Source organism: Ruegeria sp. C6, assembly GCF_056537625.1.
In genome coordinates this window covers 113,416-133,239 of the sequence record NZ_JBQFRW010000004.1, presented here as the reverse complement: position 1 = coordinate 133,239, position 19,824 = coordinate 113,416, and the positions used below count along the sequence as shown (strand labels likewise).

General features: G+C 51.5%; 16 protein-coding genes. 3 read left to right on the top strand and 13 right to left on the bottom strand.

Features of this window, described 5'->3' with window-relative positions; genetic code table 11:
- Positions 1–159 precede the first annotated feature (159 nt).
- Positions 160–708 carry a tyrosine-type recombinase/integrase gene (locus ACR0MJ_RS14540; RefSeq protein ID WP_480761462.1) on the bottom strand — a complete coding sequence of 183 codons (549 nt, stop codon included), beginning with the start codon at positions 706–708 and terminating at the stop codon, positions 160–162.
- A 59-nt stretch (positions 709–767) separates the two neighbouring features.
- Positions 768–1,337 (bottom strand): DUF6538 domain-containing protein, encoded by a 570-nt coding sequence (locus ACR0MJ_RS14535; protein ID WP_480761461.1) that lies wholly within the window; start codon positions 1,335–1,337, stop codon positions 768–770.
- A 626-nt stretch (positions 1,338–1,963) separates the two neighbouring features.
- Between ACR0MJ_RS14535 and ACR0MJ_RS14530 the strand changes: the two genes are divergently transcribed.
- From ACR0MJ_RS14530 to ACR0MJ_RS14520, 3 genes are all read left to right on the top strand, one after another.
- On the top strand, positions 1,964–2,731 hold the full coding sequence (locus ACR0MJ_RS14530) for a TIGR02391 family protein (RefSeq protein ID WP_480761459.1): 768 nt from the start codon (positions 1,964–1,966) through the stop codon (positions 2,729–2,731).
- Positions 2,732–3,245: 514 nt separating this feature from the next.
- Positions 3,246–4,628: an esterase/lipase family protein gene (locus ACR0MJ_RS14525; protein WP_480761458.1), complete on the top strand. Its 1,383-nt coding sequence runs from the start codon at positions 3,246–3,248 to the stop codon at positions 4,626–4,628.
- Positions 4,625–6,442 carry a CHAT domain-containing protein gene (locus ACR0MJ_RS14520; RefSeq protein WP_480761457.1) on the top strand — a complete coding sequence of 606 codons (1,818 nt, stop codon included), beginning with the start codon at positions 4,625–4,627 and terminating at the stop codon, positions 6,440–6,442. Before ACR0MJ_RS14525 ends, ACR0MJ_RS14520 begins: the two co-directional genes overlap by 4 nt.
- Here the strand turns inward: ACR0MJ_RS14520 and ACR0MJ_RS14515 are convergent.
- The 11 genes from ACR0MJ_RS14515 to ACR0MJ_RS14465 all read right to left on the bottom strand — a co-directional run bounded on the left by ACR0MJ_RS14515 (position 6,439) and on the right by ACR0MJ_RS14465 (position 19,768).
- Entirely contained in the window at positions 6,439–8,904 is a 2,466-nt protein-coding gene (locus tag ACR0MJ_RS14515; protein WP_480761456.1) for a S8 family peptidase, read from the bottom strand. The genes ACR0MJ_RS14520 and ACR0MJ_RS14515 overlap by 4 nt on opposite strands.
- A gap of 68 nt (positions 8,905–8,972) precedes the next feature.
- Entirely contained in the window at positions 8,973–9,956 is a 984-nt protein-coding gene (locus ACR0MJ_RS14510; protein WP_480761454.1) for an AAA family ATPase, read from the bottom strand.
- Between the two features lie 165 nt (positions 9,957–10,121).
- Positions 10,122–10,550: an EcoRII N-terminal effector-binding domain-containing protein gene (locus tag ACR0MJ_RS14505; RefSeq protein ID WP_480761453.1), complete on the bottom strand. Its 429-nt coding sequence runs from the start codon at positions 10,548–10,550 to the stop codon at positions 10,122–10,124.
- Entirely contained in the window at positions 10,543–12,378 is a 1,836-nt protein-coding gene (locus ACR0MJ_RS14500) for a DEAD/DEAH box helicase (protein WP_480761452.1), read from the bottom strand. Before ACR0MJ_RS14500 ends, ACR0MJ_RS14505 begins: the two co-directional genes overlap by 8 nt.
- The gene (locus ACR0MJ_RS14495; RefSeq protein ID WP_480761450.1) at positions 12,365–13,195 is read right to left on the bottom strand and encodes an HNH endonuclease; all 831 of its coding nucleotides are present in this window, start codon (positions 13,193–13,195) and stop codon (positions 12,365–12,367) included. The genes ACR0MJ_RS14500 and ACR0MJ_RS14495 overlap by 14 nt, the downstream gene beginning before the upstream one ends.
- On the bottom strand, positions 13,188–14,831 hold the full coding sequence (locus ACR0MJ_RS14490) for an ATP-binding protein (protein ID WP_480761449.1): 1,644 nt from the start codon (positions 14,829–14,831) through the stop codon (positions 13,188–13,190). The genes ACR0MJ_RS14495 and ACR0MJ_RS14490 overlap by 8 nt, the downstream gene beginning before the upstream one ends.
- A 78-nt stretch (positions 14,832–14,909) precedes the next feature.
- Entirely contained in the window at positions 14,910–15,368 is a 459-nt protein-coding gene (locus ACR0MJ_RS14485) for a very short patch repair endonuclease (protein WP_480761446.1), read from the bottom strand.
- Positions 15,361–16,620: a DNA (cytosine-5-)-methyltransferase gene (gene dcm, locus ACR0MJ_RS14480; RefSeq protein WP_480761444.1), complete on the bottom strand. Its 1,260-nt coding sequence runs from the start codon at positions 16,618–16,620 to the stop codon at positions 15,361–15,363. Before dcm ends, ACR0MJ_RS14485 begins: the two co-directional genes overlap by 8 nt.
- Before the next feature lie 505 nt (positions 16,621–17,125).
- Positions 17,126–19,123 (bottom strand): AAA family ATPase, encoded by a 1,998-nt coding sequence (locus ACR0MJ_RS14475; RefSeq protein ID WP_480761443.1) that lies wholly within the window; start codon positions 19,121–19,123, stop codon positions 17,126–17,128.
- A gap of 148 nt (positions 19,124–19,271) precedes the next feature.
- Complete coding sequence (locus ACR0MJ_RS14470; protein WP_480761442.1) at positions 19,272–19,580, bottom strand: hypothetical protein; 309 nt, start codon at positions 19,578–19,580, stop codon at positions 19,272–19,274.
- Positions 19,577–19,768, bottom strand: coding sequence for a helix-turn-helix transcriptional regulator (locus ACR0MJ_RS14465; protein WP_480761657.1), 192 nt, complete (start codon positions 19,766–19,768; stop codon positions 19,577–19,579). The genes ACR0MJ_RS14470 and ACR0MJ_RS14465 overlap by 4 nt, the downstream gene beginning before the upstream one ends.
- Positions 19,769–19,824: the final 56 nt, after the last annotated feature.

The following is a 19,824-nucleotide window of genomic DNA, read 5'->3' as shown; positions in this document are numbered from 1 at the left end:
TAAGCTGCCGGGATAGCCCTTGTTTTGCTGACGGGAGACCTGACAAGGGTGCCTGTAACGGGAATAGAACACAGCCCCCGGGCACCATTCCCAACAGGTAAGCTACTGTTTCCCTTCAGCTTTAACTGGAGCTGACCAAGGGCGTAGTACATGCTGGAGCTATGCCGTTGCTTCCAGCCATTTGCTCAGCACTTCAAGCGGATTATCCTTACCATATCCATGCCCTACGCCTTCGGTTTGCCAGCCACCTATCTGGTCGACGATGTCGGACGGACACTCGACAGCGCGCAGCCTGTCACGCATCGAATGACGAAAGCTGTGCATGGTGCAACGGCTTGGTACATATGGCTTCATCCATTTGTTCAGCGCGGCACTAGCAGAATTAGCGTTCGTGGTTTTCGATTTGTTGTACCGGGGAAAAGCGAACTGGCTGTCAGTGTTCTCAGAGAGCAAGCGCTTGGCGGCCCATAGTGACGCCCCGACCAGAGGTACCTTTCGGTTGCTACCTGATGTCTTCAGCCGACGCCAAGGATGCTCTTGGACAACTACGTGAGGCACTGGGTCATTCAGCTCGAAATCCTCTTTGAGCAAACCCGCAGCTTCTGAAAGCCGCATCCCTGTGTCCGAGACCAGAGCAACCAGCCATCGCAAGTCGTCATCAAGGGACCGGCATTTGGATTGCAGAGAGCGGATCGCTTCGATTGGCATAGGTTCACGATCTTCGACACCGGCACTTCTGTCGTAGTACACACCAGCGAATGGGTTGGTCAGTGTGATACCGGCTTCAGAAGCAGCGAAATTGATGACTGATCTGACGTCCCAAAGATGCGGGTGATACTGCTACCCGCCAATTCTCGCTTCACCAGCTCGTCGCGAAACGCATTGGCATCCGTCTTGGTATAGCTTCTGATGTCTTTGTCCCCGCAGACGTACAAGACATAGCCACACGACCGCTCAGCAGCTCTGTGAAAGGTGATTGGACGTCTTTGCCCCTTCAGCTGCAGATAGACTGACACGGCTTCTAAGAGCTTTACAGTATCAACGCTTGTTTGATCGGTGCATGACATCGAAGTCCCAAGCTCGGCGGCACCTCCCATCCTCAGAAGATGCTTACCCGGTAGGTCTACATCTTGGATGCGTAGGTGATACCAGTGTTCATCCAGTTGCTGAGCAGCTCTTTGCGCTCGGGACTTTGCGACCGCCGCTGATCTTGTCCGCAGCGACAACGATATTTTTCCGGTGGTATAGTGGTGATCGAGGTCCTTCGGGACCCGTCGTGTGAAGTTGAAGACCCCTGCTTTTACAAATGAGAAGGGAACGGTTTTGTTCTCCAGCATGTACTACGCCCTTGGTCAGCTCCACTTAAAGCTGAAGGGAAACAGTAGCTTACCTGTTGGGAATGGTGCCGGGGGCGACTTCATACTCATCCAACAAGCAATTGTTATCGTTAGGAATTCTCAAAACACTTGCTTTCTTACCACCCCCATCCGCACCCCCATTGGGGTATCCATTTGTTTCCAAGTACTTGAAAGAACAGTATGATTCCACGTTCTGGAATCACACCTCAAGGCCTAGATCGCCCAGTCATGTCCAGTAGAATACACCCTATACTTCCGAGTAATCATCGTCCAACACCATATTACTGCAGACGCGGACACTGTAATGCCTCCTTAGGCTCCGGCATCTCAAAGCTTACGTCTTCGAGGGTCAAGAGTATGCTATTTTGTTAATTGGTGTCCGGTTAAGGGTACAGTCGCTCGCAATGAAATTCGACTATTAGCGCGTCAGATAGAAAAAAGCTGAGTTGCTTCATAGGAAAAGCGATGATGGAATGCCGCAAGAGTTCATATCAATAGCCATCAACTTGGAACACTCGATTGGGATTGCTCACCAACGTTGATTGTTTGCAACGTACACAGTATCAGCCTCCCAAGATTTTACACTCCGCCATTAGCGAAAGAATATGAAAGAACTACACGAAGCCCTCCCTGATCCTGATGCCGTTATTGCGTTGGAACCAGAAGAATTGGCTGCCAATTTGCTGTTCTTGATGAGAGAGCGTTATGCTAAACAGCCTGACCAGCTAAAGCCAACTGAACTCATTACAGAGGTCATGATGGAGCCCCTCCCTCACGAGGGTGGATGTGGTTATCCAAGGGATAAACGTGTTGATGTCGCTTTCGCATTAACCGAGTCATTTACGTGGCTAGAGGCGCAAGGGCTACTTATCCCCTTTCCTGGCGAGTACCGTTCAGAAGGGCGTATGCTCAGCAGACGCGCACAGCGCATTGAAACAAAAGAGGATTTCAGGCAATTCGACTTAGCAAGGCGAATGAATAGAGACCTTCTTCATCCGGCGATTGCTGAGGAGGTTTGGCTCTCGTTCATCCGTGGACGTTTTGCCACCGCTGTTTTCGAGGCGATGCGAGCCGTAGAAATCGCTGTACGCGAGGCGGCAGGTTTCCAAGAGGGAGATCACGGTGTCCCCATGATCCGTCGCGCTTTTCATAAAGAAAACGGGCCGCTCCGAAACCCAGAACAAACGGAAGCGGAACGTGAAGCACTGATGCACCTTTTCGCCGGGGCTGTAGGATCTTACAAAAACCCGCATTCACATCGCAGCGTTCCGATGGAAGATGCGGGAGAAGCCATCGAGATAGTCACTCTGGCAAGTCACCTCCTACGCATTGTCGATGCTCGAGCGCTACTTTTGAAGGGGAACAATGGATGAGCGTAATGCAGTCATTCTGGTCGAGGTTTTTTAATCTTTAGAAGTCTAAAAGATATCGAAAGCCATTCAATTTCCCGCGCTATTCTTGGGTGATTTTCCCATCCTACCAGCTACAATTCGCATTGCGTCTGCTTTGCATTTGCCAATGGCCGTTTGTTTCATGCAATAAACAATAACTCTTCTCAGCGCTCCAAGAGTTCGAAGTAGCGCCCTCTGAATGTTTCATTGAACTCTTGATGGGGAGGGGGTCGTCAGTTAACCCAAGGTCAACGTACTAAAAGTTCTTCCCGCCACCAAAACAGTTCCAGATTAGTGCTCATCGTTTGCTGGCACAAAAAGTCAGGACAACCGAACATCAATTTAGTTGAAATATACTCGCCCGTGGGTAGACTGCCGTGATGACCTCTAACCTAAGAAAAACTCAGGATCATTTTTTCCTGTGAATGGGAGCTCGTCGTAGACAAGAACCACTTCCAAAATTCGCAAAACCTCTCGCATTTAGTAAGTTATAAAAATGTCACAACAATTTCCTGATCTTGTAATCTTTCTGCCAGGCATCGCTGGGAGCACGCTCCGTAGAGGCAAAAAGCTTGTTTGGGGCCCAAGTTGGAAACTCGCCGGTTCTGCTGTTTTTAATAATGGCCTAGATAGGCTGACAGTCGCGAACGAAACTGGGGATGAAGATCTAGGCGACGATATTGTACCAGGCGAAGTCGTTTCGGATGTCCAGATTATTCCTGGACTTTGGAAGATCGAACAATATGGTCGTTTTTGCACGCAGCTGTGTGAGAAAGTGGGTTTGAAGGAGGGCGATAATTTCCTCCGCTTTCCGTACGATTGGCGTAGAGACAATCGGGTTTCAGCCAAGAGGCTAGAGCGTTTCGTTGCAGAGAAATTAGCCGCTTGGAAAATGACGTCGGGAAACACAGATGCTAAAGCAGTCTTAGTATGCCACTCAATGGGCGGCCTTGTCGCGAGATACTATATTGAATGTCTTGGTGGATGGCGTGATGTCCGTCGCCTTTTTACGATTGGTACGCCCCACCGCGGTTCTTTGAATGCACTTGGGTTTCTGGCCAATGGTTTTGCCAAGAAGATTGGGCCACTACCGGTTGATGCAACAAAGCCTCTGCGTTCATTTGACTCAGTCTATCAGTTATTGCCACTTTTTCCTTGCGTGGCCAAAGATGGAAAGCTGCTTCGAGTTAATGAGTACGACATCCCAAATCTGGATAGTGCACGTGTCGATGCTGCTCTTCTTTTCCATCAAGAGATCAAACAGGCCGCAGCACGGAACCAATCACTGGATGGTTACTCTTCCCAGTATGTGTCCCCAATTGTCTCCGCACGACAACCAACATTTCAATCCGCTGCAATTAACAACGACAAGCTAGACTTGCTTGAAACAATCGACGGACAGGATCACGGAGGCGATGGTACGGTACCTGCAGTGTCTGCTGTTCCTTTTGAGATGTCGTACGGTCAAGCCACCTATGCTTCAGGACTTCATGCCGCACTATGCAATCAAGAGGCTATTGACGACCACATGTTTGCCGTTCTTCGAACGGGTCGTATTGACGAAGACAAATTTCGCGCTGGCACAGACCGCCCTCAAGTTAGGCTTCGCCTAGATGATGTCTATCAAGCGGATCGCCAGTTCCAAATCGATGCGCACGTGCCAGAAGTGCATGAACAATCGCTTTCAGTGTCCACCTTCGACGCTTCGGGCAAACGAGGACCAGCTGGAACGCTACATAGAGACGGCGGGTATTTGACCGGAACCATGAAGTTACCGGCAGGCATGTGGCGGATACGCGTGGAAGGTCGAAGATCCCTCGCCGTAGAGGATGTTGTTCTTTCGATCTCCGAAAACGACCTTGAGGGGGACAGGGCATGAGCGGTCAGTCTAGTAAGGGCGTCTTTGCCTGGAGGTCTCTTAAGGACTTGGAAAGGAAATTAACAAGGCACTTGGAAATTTTTTTTCCGGATGAGATCAACAGCTTGTTCCTGACCCAAAAGGGGACGCGAGTTAGCATATCGGGTCTAGTGCATTCCGAGGCCGTACGAAGCGCTGCGCTGCGCACACTAGCTGCTTCCCTGGACGACTTTGAGATCGAAGACCAGCTTGTAGTAGTTGGGATATTCCAACCAGCTGCCGACGATGATTGGTTTTTGAATCCCCCTGAGGCATTCGAGGACATCGATTCAGTCTCACGGGACAACCCAGACACAGAAACAGACACAAACAATAAGGCACAAGCAGTACGACGGCACCCAGTTATCTTTTCCGAGGACAGTCTTAAGCCGGGTACTCAAGTTAACATTATCGTCGACCTAGCAACTGAGCCCCGTTTTGAGGCCACTGAGGCATTGACACTTGCTCATCTTCCTCCGGGATGGGAGCAAATCACAGTCGATGTAACAGTGAATTCTAGCGCCTTCTCCGAAGGTGTTTCTGGCAAAGGTCAGGTTGTAGTCCGCGAGGACGGGGGTTCGACCCCTGCAAGTGTAAGTGTTCGGCTCAGTGAAGAAATTCTTGTTGGTACCGACGTTGAAGTGGTAGTTCTCTTTAATCATTCCGGACGCTTCTGCGGCCACCAGTCTGAGATAATTGGCCAAGTTGTCGCGGCGAGGGAAAAGGACAAAAACCGGGATCGCTCTGCGGGATCGATAACGATCGCTCCGAACGCGCCCCCGCCCACGATGACCGTCACGGTTATCAAAATCGACGAAACACTCCATTGGTCTTGGAACCTCGCTCCAGGTGCACCGTCTCCCCCAACACGGTCGGCTGGGGCATGTAAATTAAATGCCGAACCTAGTTTATTTGCATCAAAGTTGATGAACAGGTGCCCTGAAACAGCTCCCGAAAATGTCAAACGACGGATGGGAGCTATCGGGGAGCAAATATGGGCTGCCACGCCAACAGAGTTTAAAGAAACATACATACATATTCGCGGGGTAATTGGCGCGGTTTTTCCTATTCAATTCATTCTTAACGACTTTCACATCCCATGGGAGATGATGCGCCCTCCGGATGGAGAGCACATTTTTCTCACGCACCCGGTCGCACGGTGGACAGTCGAACGCGGAGATCAGCCCCCAGTTTTGCCAAGCGGGAGAAAAATATCATTCGTACCAGACTACAAGAACGACGCTACTTTACCGGCGGCTAAAGAAGAACAAGCGTGGTTAGAAAGCGAGCTAGGTGCAGATGTGATAACACCTCTAAAAAGAGAGTTTCTTAAGAGAATGGATGCGGGAGAAGACGTCCCCACAATTTCACTTATACACTTCGCGGGACACGGGAAAGCGGCTAGTAGCGCGTCAGATGCAAGTCTAGAAATGCAAGACGCAGAAGTACTCATCGGCGACGTTGACGTTAGTGATACGAAGTTGGGTGACCGCGATCGCAGCTTGGTAGTTTTGAACGCTTGTGAAGCCGCTGCGGTCTCCGATAATTTGAGCTGGGTTGAAGGATGGGCACCAACTATGGCAAAGCGCGGTTTTGGGGCTGTAATCGCCCCGATGTGGCGCGTTCAAGACCAGTTTGCCTGCGACGTAGTTAAGAGCGGCCTCGATAACTTCTATCGCAACCAAAATAGTCTTGGTGAAGCGTTTACAAAGGCTCGCGCCGATGTTGCGAAAAGCTCTGTTGCGGCATTTGCGTTTCTTACCTACGGCGACGTCATGGCAAGACTCGGCGATTAAACGGTGACTTTCGCACGTGAAACGAGCAAACCGGCGGGGACATTAGCTAGTGCCTCAGTAAACAGGTCCACGCTTACCTCTGGAGAGGTCATTGTCACTATCAAGCTGAATGGCACGTCCTTGTCTTCCGGCTTAGTTCCGTGAGCGCTCCACCACCCATGGTTCGGCGCAACAGATATACCGTTTCTGTTGCGTAATTGATAAGCAGGTCCCTGCCAAACGTCTTGATGGATAGTACCACGTGATTTGTATTGCCCAAGTAGCCACCCGGATTCATCGCCAAAGCCCTTTTCAGCTTCCAGCGCTCCATTAAATCGACCCTGCGCTTGCTCATCCGTTTCGCCAAAGCGCTTAAAATCAAACTTAAGCCTGTGGCTCGGATATTGGCGTGCTTCATCTCGGCTATTGCTGCCCGGGTCCGGTTCTGCGAAGTAGCTCAAAGTGCAGCGAACCTCTACTTCAGTCGAACCGAGTGCTTCTAGTGCCCTCTCAGGCCATGGAAAACTGAAGTACTTCATCTCCCTTAGCCGGTAACGTCCGTCTACAAGTTCATAGGGTTTAAGAGTGTCTTCGGCCAAGAGTGTTAATGCATTACTCGCGCTTTCAAAAAGCCGGTTCTCGTCGGGAATTCCCCAGCCGTAACAAGACAGGATTTGGTTTGTAGCCTGTTGGCGCGAGTAACCGATATTCACGAGGTCCTTGTGCCTATTCTGCATCGCGTTTGTCCAGCGCGCTGAATTCACGATCAGCCCCCGCACGGTCTCGGGTCGCATCTCTGGATAACGTTGCATAACTCGTGCGGCGAGGCGAGCAGCCGCTGCAGTAGCTGCGCTGGTTTCACCGGTCACTGTGACTGGCCAGTTTGCGAAATCGCGCCCTGTTGTAACAACCATATCTGGCGGATGCGGTATAGAGTGCCCACCGCTGGGGTGGACCACATGGTTACCGCCTTCCATGACAATATCAGGTTTGTGAGGGCGTTCCATGTCCCACGCTTGTGTTGTCCGAGAAGTTGGAGAGAGATCGCCGCTTGGCGCAAGAAGGTTTGCCACCGAGCACATTTGCGTTGCCGCTCCGACAGAAAGTGAATTGATGGCCTGAGCGGGGGATTGAACCGGATAGTCTTCATTCCGTCGATCGTAGTGAACAACACGGTAAGGTTGCATTTGACTAGTATTGACGTTGCCGACCGCGGTGCAGATCAATCTAGTTTTAACCCCGTCGCCAAACGCAAGCTTATCAAGCGTTGCAGAAGTACTGGTTGGCGAGCCGTTCTCAGCTTCACCGACCGCGGTCGCTGCTAAACAGAATACTCGTCGCGCAGGTGTTTCTTCTACTATGTCCACTGCACGGCTCAACGCATCTCGTGCAGGCAGTCGTGTTGAGCTATTTGGAGCGGATACTGTTACGCTTTCAAGTTGAACCGGCAGAACTACAGGCGCGCTGGAATTTAGCGCTTTGCCCAAATCTCCGAATAGAGCGACACCCGCCATCTTTGTACCGTGTCCGTTTGAATCAAATGCATCCCAACTAGGGTCAGCTGCGTGACATCGTGCTGGAGGAAGGGACCCGCTAATAAGTGGGTGCATACGGTTCACACCAGTATCCAAAAGAGTGATTATCGGGGAATTGTCCGGAGCAGTCTCAATTCGGTGAAAAAGGTCACGAACTTGAGACTGCTGACTCTGGTGCTGAAACTCATTGTCCCTAGCAACAAAGCTTGATGCCCCCCTCAGCTCGATCACAGCTGCGCTGTCTTGAACCAGAACCTCAATTTGCCGCTTTGTACCAATCAAATTATAAACATTGAGATCCTGAAACGTTGTGTGTTCACCTTGACTTTCAAGGCCTATTTCCTTCACCGCTCTACGAAACTGATCATCGAGAGAACTGCGAGTCCAAACCTCCCACTCAGCGTCCGAAACGGCGCGAGGAAAACTCGCACGACTGTCATTCCAGTAGTCTTCGATAGTGGCGATCCTGAAAGACTCAGCCGCTTCAAAAAGCCAAAAGTTGACTGGTCGCCTTTTGTCAGATGCTTTCCACTTGGTGTAATTTTCGCCCCGCGTTAGGAGCTGCTCGAAACCTTTTTCGGTATAAAAAACCCGTGCTTCAATTGTGCTACCGGACTCGTTTCGCTGTTGAGGAAGCTTTCGCACTCCCAAAACAGAAAGCCCCTTTCGTTCTAATTGGCGTTTCCCGAGGTCAAGAGGCTGATCGGCGCGGGAACGGATTGTTAGCGCCGCTCCACGATGCTGCTCAGGAACGCCAACACGCTCTTGATTGTTAACGGACTTCGCGAAAATTGCGCGAAGGTTCCGAAGGTCCGCATTTAACTTTCGGCCATGGGCTTTGCGGTTCCGCACAGGTTCCGGTCGGGAAGGTCGCGCCGTATCAGTTGAGCGGAATCTATCAGAGGCTACCCCTAAGTTGCGAAGATGAATATGTCCGTATTTTTGCATCCTGCCCCCTTTTTTGCCGAGGTTGCGCAAATCGGGGGAAAGGTCAATCCAAATACAACTAAAAGCTGTTATTTTTCGTGAAGTTGTGCTCGGTCTTCGATAGACTTGACGAGTCCATTTGTCTCGATGCGACCATCACCATCCAGCACTGCATGGCGTGCAGCGTCCTTAGCCGCAGCCGAGAGATCAGCTTGACTAAGATTTACGGCGGCGTTTACGACTTTCTCCCAGTTAATCTTCTGAAGTTCAAAATGTGAAAGGCATCCGCGAATAACTCGTTCGGATTCTTTTGGCCCCGGGAGTTGATACAGTAACGCCGCATCGAACCGACGGAAAATTGCTGCATCGAGCAAAGCCGGGTGGTTAGTAGCCGCAATCAGGATACTCTCGGATGAATCCTCATCAAGAAACTGGAGGAGTGAGTTTAGCATTCGCCGGGCTTCACCGATGTCATTATCTGCTCCCCGGCTCGTTGCAAGCGCATCTACCTCGTCGAAGAAGTAAACTCCTCTGACTGATTGCGCGGCCTCAAAAACCAAACGCAATTTTGCTGCGCTTTCACCCATGTATTTCGTAATAACGCCGTCGAGCATAACGGTAAAAAGCGGCAATCCGAGCTGACCGGCCAATGCCGCTGCCGTAGTTGTTTTGCCAGTCCCCGGCGGGCCAGACAGCAACAACTTGCGGCGCGGTGTTAAGCCATATTCAGCCAGTGCTTCGCGTTTGCCATGTTCACGGAGGATATCACGTATGCGGAACTCAAGGTCTTGGTTGAGAACAACGTCTGACACTCTGGTTTCGGGATAAGTGGCGGAAATGAGCCCTGCCAACTCGCCTCGCGGAACTGATATGGGTGTGGGGCGCGAAGAGGGGCGACGGGAGGAAACTTCCGCGCGAAGGTTTTCAACGAGGCTACGAACCTGAGCTGCGACGTGAACGTTGCCCGCCTTTTCAGCGTCGGACGCAATGTGTTCAGCTATTGCTAGGAAGCCAGAGTCGTCACCAGCCGCGTGACTACGGATCATGCCAAGAAGTTGCTTACTGTTCGCCATTTTGACTTCCTGTCGTTTCGCTTCTAGCTATCCACATACGGAACGAACGGCTGTTCGATCGCCTACTGATATCTTACCAACTCAATTAAGAACAAGAAACGGTTCTTGAGACGGATGGTGCAGCTTCTATCACCCTCCGTTACGGTGCCAAATTTGGTGAGATGCTCAGTGCACCCGCCTCCAACCTTTCAGCTTTATTTTGCCTAGTTCCAGCACCTGCATTTCTGTTTCCGCCTGAATAATGCTGATTTGATACTCGGAACTGAATTCATCTCCAGAAATCCTAAAGAAGTCACCTTCAGTAGCTCCAAATGCCTTAAAGAACTTTGTCATGTGCGTAATCCGGTACTCATCACGTGTACCGTTCGTATCGTGAAATTTATTGTTATAAAATACATACCTGAACGACCATTCCCCACCATCCACGTCAACGCAGCTGAGCCAAGCGTCCGGGTTTTTTACACTCGGGTCTAACTTGGGAAGAAATGCAATCAGTTCCTTTTCTCCTTTGGGAACGTGAATGCCCGCCTGATGGGCACCTGACTCCCCAGTGTCATTTGCCGTTAGTTGTTTGGTGAATGTTTTTTCAGTCATTTGTTCTGTCCGGTGTAATTTCCAGCGCGCGCTTCAGATCTAATTCGTCTCGTGTTGCTATCGGTATAGCTTCATTCCCCAGTTCCCTCTTCCACCTAGAGCGCTCCAACATCACAGCTTCAACTGTGTCCTCATAGTATAACCGGTACACTGTCACCGGTTCGGTTTGCCCTCTTCTATGTGCTCTGGCACTGGCCTGAGCTTCTAGGGCGGGATTCCAAACTTGCGTATAATGTATAACTACAGTTGCAGCAGTTATGTTTAAGCCTGCGCCGGCAGCTCTCGGATTCAAAAGGAGGCAAGCAGGGCCATCGTGGGCAGTGTAATCATCAACAATAATCTGACGATCCTCTTGCAAGGTTGAACCATTGATTGCGGACCAGAACACTTCGGATGCGGGTTGGAGGGCTTGCCTGATCAGGTCTCCACACCTGTTGTAGGAAGCGAAAACTAAAACTTTGCGACCGTTGGAGAAAGCCTCCTGTATCAGTGCGACAGTTCGCTCCAACTTCGGTGTGGCAAGAGCTTCGGAACTGCCCCAGTCGATCTGTGCGTTTTCCTCGTATAGCTCGGCAAATGACGTCTGCGATCGTAACCAAGGATGAGCACAAAACATCTGAAGCTGACCTGTGGCAACAAGAGCGCCGGCAGACGGATATTTTTCAAGTGTCTCGGACCTGATACGTTCATACTCGGCAGCAAGTGAATTACCTAATTCTATCGGGAGATCAATGTCCACGCGTTCAGGCAAGTCACCTGCAACGTCGCCTACAAGTCTTCTCAATATTATTGGTTCAGAAATTTTTTTCAGCTCCTTCGCTGAGGCCACCCCATCCGGATATTCCACTTCAAATTCTGACTGCGTCCCAAGCAGCCCTGGTATTGCGAAGTCGGCAATCGACCAAAGATCCAAAAGGCTATTCTCAATCGGCGTTCCGGTCATTGGGATACACCGCTTACGCGGAACTGACGCCAGCTCGCTCCTTCGGGCCGATGCCGGATTCTTAAGAGCCTGTGCCTCATCGCAAATCACCCAACCCCACTCAAATGCGCTGATAATTGAAATATCGTTCACCGCAGTTTCATAAGTAGTGATCACAACCTGCGCCACCTGAAGATCTCGAAAAATCCCCGCCCGATGAGCCCCCCTGTGGACCATAACGGACAATTCCGGTGCGAACGTATGGATTTCTCTGCGCCAGTTTGCAATGAGGCTCGTTGGGCACACAATTAGAGCCGGTGCAGTCTCTGTAGGCGGGTCTAGCAACAGAAGTGAAATAATCTGTATTGTTTTGCCCAAGCCCATTTCGTCTGCAAGGATCAACCCGCCGGTGTGAGAAATCGTTTCCTTCATCCAAGAGACTCCGGCGGCCTGGTATCCGAACAACGTCGCATTTAAGCCCGGGATCGAAGCTTCTTCAGGACGCTCTCCAGCCTGATCACGAGCAGGTTTGAGAACGTCATTGTCGAGTTCAACTGAGATGAGTTCCTGAGAAAACCGTCGCAAAGCCAGAACTTCAGGGAACGAAAGATCCCCGAGGTCATAACCGGAAAAAAGACGCTCAATGGTCTCTGCTACGTCGTGAGGCAGGGGCCGAATTACACTCCCTTCAACATACCAGTTATGCTTGAGCGAAGGCGCCAGTCCGAAGACAATTTCTCCTTTCACCTTACGCCGGCCCAGGAGGCTAGCCTTGTAGCTAATGCCCGACTTTTCAATTAGCAAAGTCGGGTCTCCGACACGTTCGGACAAAGTGAACCCGGCCGGAGGATTTTCTTTCAGAGCAAAGAAGTCATTCGGAAATGCTGATACGTCAGTCTTCTTCATTGGCCATCATCTCCGAAACCTCACTTGGGGTCCAGGGAACCGGACGACGTGTGTGCACGACGCGATGACATGTCGGACACAATGGGATCAGGTCCGATACCGGATCGTAAGTGCTTGGCTTATCCAAGCTCGCCAGTGGCTGAAGGTGGTGCACTTCAATGACCTCACCTGCCTCGCCATAGGTTTCTCGCGGGTCCACGCCGCAAATTCCGCAACGATGCCCATGAAGGCGAATTGCCAGAAGACGGTTCCTTGGATTGCGCTCTCTTCGTTTGACGATACTCAGAGATACCGCGCCTTCGAAGATTTCGGCGTCGCCTTGCTCAACGTCCCGGGGCACCTCATCATATCCAATTAGTTCAGCCACCGCGGCCAAAATAGGCACAACAATTTCTTCGCAGGTTTGAGACACCTCCGCATCGTCAACGACGGAGTTTATTCCTCGTCTCTCAGCAGTAATTGAAAAGCTGAGATCATCAACCGCCCAGTTCTCTGAAGTCATCCCTTCCGGAAAATAGAGGTCAATTTCTGATCCGATACTTCCCGTCAGGCTGAATGCAAGTTTTTTGGCTTCGTTATCCGCTTGATTCATCTGCAAAATAACTGCCTCAGATGCAGATCCGAACCCCAGCACAACGCGGTGTCGGCGCAAGCCAGAGGGCCCCAATGACACAACTGGCCCATTACGCCGACCCAGGTCCGTAAACCAGATCTGGAGAGATGTCTGAAGTCCTGACTTGTCGGACTTTAGGCTGATTTCAGCACCAGTCCCGGCGGCCAGAGTTCTTCGGACGAGTTCTGCTTTGTCGTTAAACATCTAGTTCTGATTGCGCGTCGCCTAATTCGTGATCCGCCGGCAATGACACTTCTCTTAGTAACCGCTTCAGATTAAGTGCAACTTCTTCGCGAAAGTCTTCGAAAACAGCTTCGAGCTCCGGGTTTTTGTGATCAAGCTCAGCCGTGGCCAGAGCCCACAACAGCAAGTCCATACCTTCAACGGAGTAGCCGGAGTCTTTAGCTCTGAGATAAATCTTCTGATAAAAGTCGTGGAACTTATTGATCCTGACCGAGACGACGTGGTCTTTGTCCGTTGAACTTCTCAGTGCAGGCTCCCACAACCCGCCAGAGTGCATATCCTCTACTGCTTCAATGTAGACGCTCTCCGCGTTTACATCGTTCTGAACCGGAGCTTTCAACTTGATTTTCGGGCCAAACGTGTTGGATACGACTGCGGTACCGCCTTCGACGTTTGCAGAAACCACTGATGGTTTTTTAACATTAGGGGTTTTCTGAACACTCTTGTTTGAACTGGAGTGGTCGATCCCGCGTTTTGCAGTAGCCGCCTTTGAAATCCTGCGGTTTCTGGCATCGGCTTCTCTTCTGACCGGAGTGATCAGTGATTTGACCCGTGTCTCAAGAGCAGGATCAAGCAAAATACGAGACTTTTTCACATCTACTCTGAATGCTTCATCGAGCTCATGGGAGAAGTCGAGTTCTACCCGAAGCAAAGACATGTGCGGCTCCATCGCGCCCCAGCCATGTATTCCAAGCCACCCGCCGGTTTGGATCAGACGGTTTTCTCTGAAGACGTAAAAACCCTGACCTTTGTTAGAATGTCGGATTTTTCTTTTTTGGTCGTCGGTGCAATCGCTGCTGTGGGGTAGAATCCAAGCTTTCAGTATTGCTGTTTCAACGGAGCCATCTTCCAGAATGCACTCCAGTTTTTGCTGCTTTGGTCCAAGAACCTGCTCTGACCCTTCAGGATAAAACGGGTTCCACCCTTCGAGGTTGTCACCGTTTACAAAGATCGACACATTCGGAACCGTTGAGTCGTCGGGATCCAGAAAACGATGGTGAACCAACGACAGATGAGAAGCGAGATTTTCCGTTACACGTTTCACCGCAGCCTTCTCTTTCGCTCCCCCCGGTTCTTCGTAGTTTCTTTGCAGCAGTCGATCGCAGTTTGACCAAATCACCAGCGTACCAGTATCACCGCAATATTCCTCAAATGCTTCATGCTCGCCCGCGGTAATGTCTTCCTTTAACATATCCCAGGAGTTCACTTCAGAAACATGCAGAAGATCCCAGGTCAGTTTTGCCAGCTCGTCTGCAGGATCACGCCTCGATATAACTGTAAACCGCAAGCAGACCGAGCTTGACGCTGTCTTTAGACCCAGCCCGAACTTTCCGAGGCTGGCGAGGTTCGGTCGAGCTTTCGCACCATAACGCATGGCATCATAAAGCTCTTCGAAGTTCATACCATCGCCATCATCCCCGAAGTAAACAAACTTTCTGCCTTCAGGAGTGAGCACCACTTCGATGTTAATGTTTGAAGCGTGCGCGGCAATTGAGTTATCTACGATGTCGGCCGCAGCGGTATTGAAATCATAGCCCGTGTCTCGCAGGCCGTGTATCAAGCGAGGAGCATCAGGTGGGTTTGTCAGATCTATCATCTGCTATTCTAACCTGTCTGAAATAATTGATAATTCGAAGCTACAACTATGAAGGGCATACCCGCAATCGGATCAGCGTCATGCTTCCTCTCCGCTGATGCTTAACATTTCTTTCTCCGATTGCAGCCATTGAACCAGACGATCCATTGCTTCCTCCAAGGGCAGTCGCCGTTTTCCTTTAACCGCACATTCCCAGACCAACGCAATGCGCCAACCAGCCTCACCTAGAGCTGCGTACGTTTTGCGATCTCGCTCCATATTGCCAGAAATTTTTTTTCTCCAGAATTCTTCCCGAGTCTTCGGCCATTTAAAAAGGTCGCATCCATGCCCATGCCAAAAACAACCGTTCACAAAGACGACCGCGCGATGTTTGCGCAAAGTCAGGTCAGGCCTTCCGGAAAGGCTTTTGTTATGCAGCCGGAAACGGAAGCCGCGGGCATGAAGTGCACGGCGGATTATCATTTCCGGTTTCGTATCTGACCCACGTATCGCCGCCATGTTCCGGCTACGCGTCTTGATGTCATGAGTGTCAACCAACTTGGATAGCCGCTTCCGCCCTATAATTCGTCAAACTCAGGATATGTGGCCTCATAAGGCGCGCAACATCTGAGAATACCGGCACAGCCACAGAGTTTCCGAACTGCTTGTAGGCCTGAGTGTCTGATACCGGAATCCGAAAGTCTTCGTCGTATCCCATCAGGCGGGCACATTCCCGCGGCGTCAGGCGCCTCGGATTCCGGCCCTCGCCCCTATTGACAAGAATCTCTGAGCCATCCTTGTAGTAGCGAGCGGATAAGGTCCGGGATATGCTGTCTCCCTGCACTAATCCAAACCCAAACCCGTTACCTTTTGCACGGTGCTTAGCCGCATAATTTTGCAAATACTGCCAAAGCTTGTCACTCAGGGTATATTTATCGCTGACGACAGCATTAGCACCCACCGTGTAGTGACGCTCCGGTACCTCCAACCCATTCTCCGGATGAAGAATGTCCCCCATTACAAAACGACCCCGTCTTGGCAGATCGATATCATCAAACGAGAATGGCACGTCTTCCCGGAACCCGACCATTACGATTCGTTCGCGATGCTGGGGCACATAATGTGCCGCATCAATTACACGTGTCTGAAGCTTGTACCCAAGCTCATCCTCTAACTTGCGCTTGATCACCTCAAACGTCCGGCCCCGATCGTGGCTTCTGAGGTTCTTGACGTTTTCCAATAGGAAAGCTGCCGGGCGGTGCGCCATCAGGATTCTTAGAACGTCGAAGAATAACGTGCCCTGTGTCTCGTCATCAAAGCCGTGTCGCCGGCCAAGCGCATTCTTCTTCGAAACACCTGCAATTGAGAAAGGCTGACAAGGGAAACCCGCCACCAGGACGTCATGCTCAGGGATTGCTGCTGCATCCACCTCCCGGATATCGCCCGCGATCGGCCGGTTGTCGGGAAAGTTCGCAAGATAGGTCTGTTGGGCGAATTTATCCCATTCGGAGGTAAACACACATCGCCCACCTGCGCCCTCCATAGCTTTGCGCAAGCCACCAATCCCTGCAAACAGGTCGATAAAGGTGAAGCCACCTTTGTTTTTCGGCGGGCTCCGCCGATCGACTTCCAACTCCAGCAAACGAATGACACCGTCCCTGGGTTTTTCTTCACCTCTGACCCAGCGATAAATGTGGCTCTCAGAATAGTCGAGGTGTTCTGCTGCCTGGGGTACCGAATAGCCCGCCTTCCTGAGAAGGATCTCAAAGTCCGTCATCTCTGCTCGCTTCGCTGGGAATTTTTCTGTCATTATGGCTGGGAGCCGCCCTAGCCGCAAGAACATTATGAGCACATTTGGTGCATTTCCCGTTAACGCACACCTGATCCAGGCTTTTGCCACCAATTGCCTGTGCTTTGCGACAGCACATTTCTATTGCCGTCGTATGCGAACTTCCCGTGAGAAATAGCACGCTACAGCAATTCGGAACAGGTCCGGGACGTTAACAAAACGAACATCTTATACTGCTGTCAGGCGACACCACCGAGACGTCAGCGAAACACCTGCAAACGGGTGTCTCTTAGGCTAGAATGAAAACTCTCAAAAGCCGAGCTCTGCGCTGACCACGGTGAGCGTTTGACTACCGGAGGGACCCGTTTGTTGAGCGATAACTCCGTCGTAATCCTGCTCTGCAGATGCTCCGCAGACCTGACAACAGGGACACCCCTAAAGGGGGGTGTCCTGTCTGTCCGTCATGCGAGGGGCCGGCTTCCTTCAGACAGACAGGACAATCAGCAGACTTTGTCTTAATGTCCGCTCAGTCTCCTGCACTATCCTGATCCTCTTCGATGTCATCCCAATCATCGTTTTCCACTATCCGTGGAATGAACATCAAACCGTTCTCGACAGCAATCCTCCCTTTCTTCACAAGCCCTGAAAGAGCTCTGGATACCGCCTTTTGTCTGCTGGCGCGGTTATCACTGCCTGAAACGCTCAAACCATCAGTAGCGGCCTTTCGCCAGTCAGTTACATTCAGCTCAACCCCGTCCGACATTTCCATGTAAAGCGTGAAAGCCGCCGCTTCAGCGGACGTGAGCATCGGATTGCCCTCTAGATCCCCCGGGCTGCACGGCAGGCAGATCGGTGCATCCACGGGTTCGCGGTCTATGTCGTAGCCAAGGTGACGAGAACCGATTCTGAAAGCAAAGTCGAGGTCAGGTGATCCGTTTCGGTTTTTCCGGATTTTGCCCCGCACAATTCCGTTCCGGTCGGCAGTCCTGACCATTATTGAAAAGTCGAGGGCTCCGTTAAATACAGAGTGCCCCCTGGGTGTATTGCCCTCAGCTTTGGTTCCGTGATGAACAAAGATGACCGCCGCCCCAGTTTGTGCAAGGCGTTTTCCAATCTGCACAACGCGGTTCATACCGGCCGCGTCATTCTCCTCCAGTCCGGGCATTGCCATGGCAAGTGTGTCGATCACAATAAGGGAAGGCCGGACCAATCTGACCTGTTTCACCAGAGCCTCCAGGTCGGGGCTGCCCTTTCCCTCCACCTGACCTCGCGAAAACAGATCTCCGCAACCCTGAACCAGTTGGAAACCGTCTGTTATGCCAAGATCACCACAGAGAGCCGCGATGCGGCCGGCCATACCATCTTCATCCTCGCAAGCGATGTAGAACACCTGCCCCTGCTTAGTTCGCAAACCAAAGACATCCTCTCCGCGAGCGACAGCGTAACCAAGCCGCGGAGCAAACAGAGATTTGCCAGCCCCGGGCTCACCAAAGATGCATCCTATCTGCCCGGGTGCGATCAACATCTTGATGACGTAGTCACGGATGGGCAGATCAGCACATTGGTCAGGGGTGAGAAATGTCAGCCCACCCGTATCAGCTGATTTGGAGGCCTTCTCACCGAGGAGGAATTCGATGCTTGGCAACTCTTCCGGGTCGTCATCAAAATCGTTTGGCGAAACTGCCAGCCAGCCAAAATTCCTCGCTTCCGCAAACAGCGTATCAGCAGTCACAGCAGGAGCATCGGCTTTTCCGAAACTACGCCACTTCCTTGCGACTTCTTTAGAGTCGTAGCCGGTGTAGTCAGCACTCCAGGCCTGCACGAGGCTGAGACCTGGTCTGGATCCGGCCGTCGCATGATGAACAGCCATTAGAATTCTTACCCACTGAGCATACGGCAAATCATTCGGGATCTTGAAGAGCGCTTCCGCAAGCTCCGTCACCTTATACCGACAATGAGAACTGTTCTGTGAACTGCTGAAAGACCGTGTGAGCGCCTGCGGGAAGGCGGTCAGGAGCAGCTGAGCAACCCTTGGGTCACCTTTTTCCACCGTATAAGAACCGATTTTGCTGACCGCGCCGGGAGCTATGACATAGCCCCCCTCCCCACGAACATCTATACCGGCGCTGGTCGTCGAGTTTCGGATACCATCCACGTTTTCGAAATAGAGGTGCTTACCTCCGCCAGCGGTTCGAACAACCATTGCTGCGTCTTCGGGAACAAGACCAAGATCCAGATACGCGGCGACTCCGTCTTTGTGCTCCCGCACGTCGAGGTCGACGACGGCTACTCCATTGACTGATCCGGTCGGCAGTCCGGGAAGCGCCTCAGGCCATTTTGTCCACCAGGCCTCAATCTGTCTCACATCAGAAGTGGCAACCTGTTTCCATTTCACGCCGTATTGCGGCGCCTTATTGTTGGGGTTGCACGGGAATATCTTGTATCCGGACTCTGCAAGCTGTAAAGCAGCTTTTTCATTGGCGGATCGTGTTCGGCCTGCAGAACTAACTGTGGATCCCTGCATTTGTCTTTCCTGTCTAATTCTCCGGACATAAACGCGAACCGCAATCGGGTGGCAGAATTCGACTGCCACCATTGTCCAAAAGCACAATTTGAAGAAAAAGCACCGAGAGGCCGAAGCAAGTCGGCCCCGGCCTTTCTATGCCAACGTCTCAGTTTCGAAAACCACCGAACATCTTGTCCCAAAACCCTTCGGGTGGCGGGTCATACCGTACAGAACAGTACCAACTACGCTGTCCTTCAAATTCGTGAACAAGATTTGAGAGCAAGGCTCGCTGAGGACCAACAATCCTCGAGAGCTGCTTCTTTTTTTCGATTTCCAGTCGCGCGAACAGGTCCGCACTCCGCTCATCTGCGCCGTTGCCGGTCAATTCTACTATCCTCGCCCAGCGAAGGTCTTCGAGGGTACTGAAATACAGTTTTTCCATGTCATCGGGATGCATCGGGACTATGCGGCTCATTTCTTGTGCCCCTGCCCAATAGCGTTCCTTGCACAATGTTCCACGAATGCACCCAACCAAGACTCTGGCAACGCGGAAGCACGTTCACTGAGTTTTATAAACGGCGGAAACCGCCCTTCGGAAATCATCTGATAAATCTGGCTCCGGGAAAGCCCAACGCGCGACACAACCTCCTGTGGGCGAAGCATTTTACCGCTTGGCACAACGTTGCTCCAGGGGTGCTGAGTGTCGGGGGAACTGATCT